This is a genomic window from Vibrio sp. 1727, from assembly GCF_033344415.1.
GTDB classification, from domain to species: domain Bacteria; phylum Pseudomonadota; class Gammaproteobacteria; order Enterobacterales; family Vibrionaceae; genus Vibrio; species Vibrio alginolyticus.
Genome location: NZ_JAWPOT010000072.1, coordinates 1 through 1,182, shown reverse-complemented (window position 1 = coordinate 1,182; position 1,182 = coordinate 1). Strand labels below are relative to the sequence as shown.

The window sequence follows — 1,182 nt, the reverse complement described above, 5'->3', positions numbered from 1 at the left end:
CAATATCTCGATTAATGATATCGCCAGTACAGATCAAAGCGGCACGTTACGAGCGTCTATTCCTTCATCGACGAATAAATCGGCTTGGATAACGTCACTTTCAAGAACGTACGTGTATGAAGACAGCCGCAACAATACGATAGGGTTTGGGTTAGAAAACAACGACGGTTACCAATCTTTGGTTGGTTTCTACTTATTTGCTAAGCCAATCCTACCAAACTCCGAGATGCGTTATCGCATGTTTAAATATGACCTGACTACAAACCGTTGGGGGAATGCGTCTATTAACGTTGACACTCAAGTTGAAGTGTCATCGGGGGTGATTCCTACGTTTGGTGGTCGAGTTATGTTTGCATCGCCATTTGATATCGGTGAAGGTGAGCAGTTGTTGGTCATTGAGCTAGAAAACGCTAAGCCAGAATACAGCTATTCATTCTTGGACGCTTATTTGTCTAATGGAGAGAAAAAGAAGCAGTTCTATGGAAATGCCAGTTCGTACAAGACGAGCGGATTAAGCGAAGGGCGTGGCCGTAACTATCCTTTTGCTGCTTTGTTAGAAAAACCTCAGGCGAAACCTAGTATTACGGTTGAAACGGATTCCGTCACCGTATTAAGCGGTGAAAGTATTACGATTGATGTACTGGCGAATGACGACTCATCGGATGCGAATAGCACATTGAAGCTAGATAAGATCACATCAAAGCCTTCGATTGGTAGCGCTGAAATCTCAGGACAAAAAATCCACTATTCTGTTCCTGTTTCAGACATTCCAGAACAACGAGCAGTAATGAAGTATCAAGTGTCTGACGATTTTGGGACGACAGCAGAAGGTGAGGTGGTCATCACGATCAATTCTCCAGTAATCACCGCCAATAGTCTTCAATACAAAGCGCTAGAAGATACGCCACTGGAACTTAACTTACATCAGCAACAAGGACTAGAGAAAGGGGACACCATCGTCATTAAAAAGCCGCCGATGCACGGCAAGATTGATGGGAATACCTACCAAAGTAAGGAAAACTACTTTGGTAATGACCAGTTTGAGTTTTCTATTGTGAAAGAAAACGGACGTGAATCTAATACAGCTATGGCTGTAATTACAGTCGAAGCGGTTAATGATGAGCCGATCTTCGCTGTTGAAGCGAGCCGTAAAGAAGGCCTATCAAACGAAAAAGTCACACT

1 protein-coding gene is annotated in these 1,182 nt (G+C 43.3%); it reads left to right on the top strand.

All coding sequences use genetic code 11. From position 1 onward, the window contains the following. The coding region (locus R8O10_RS23880; protein ID WP_412035170.1) for an Ig-like domain-containing protein at positions 1 to 1,182 on the top strand (1,182 nt) is incomplete at both ends.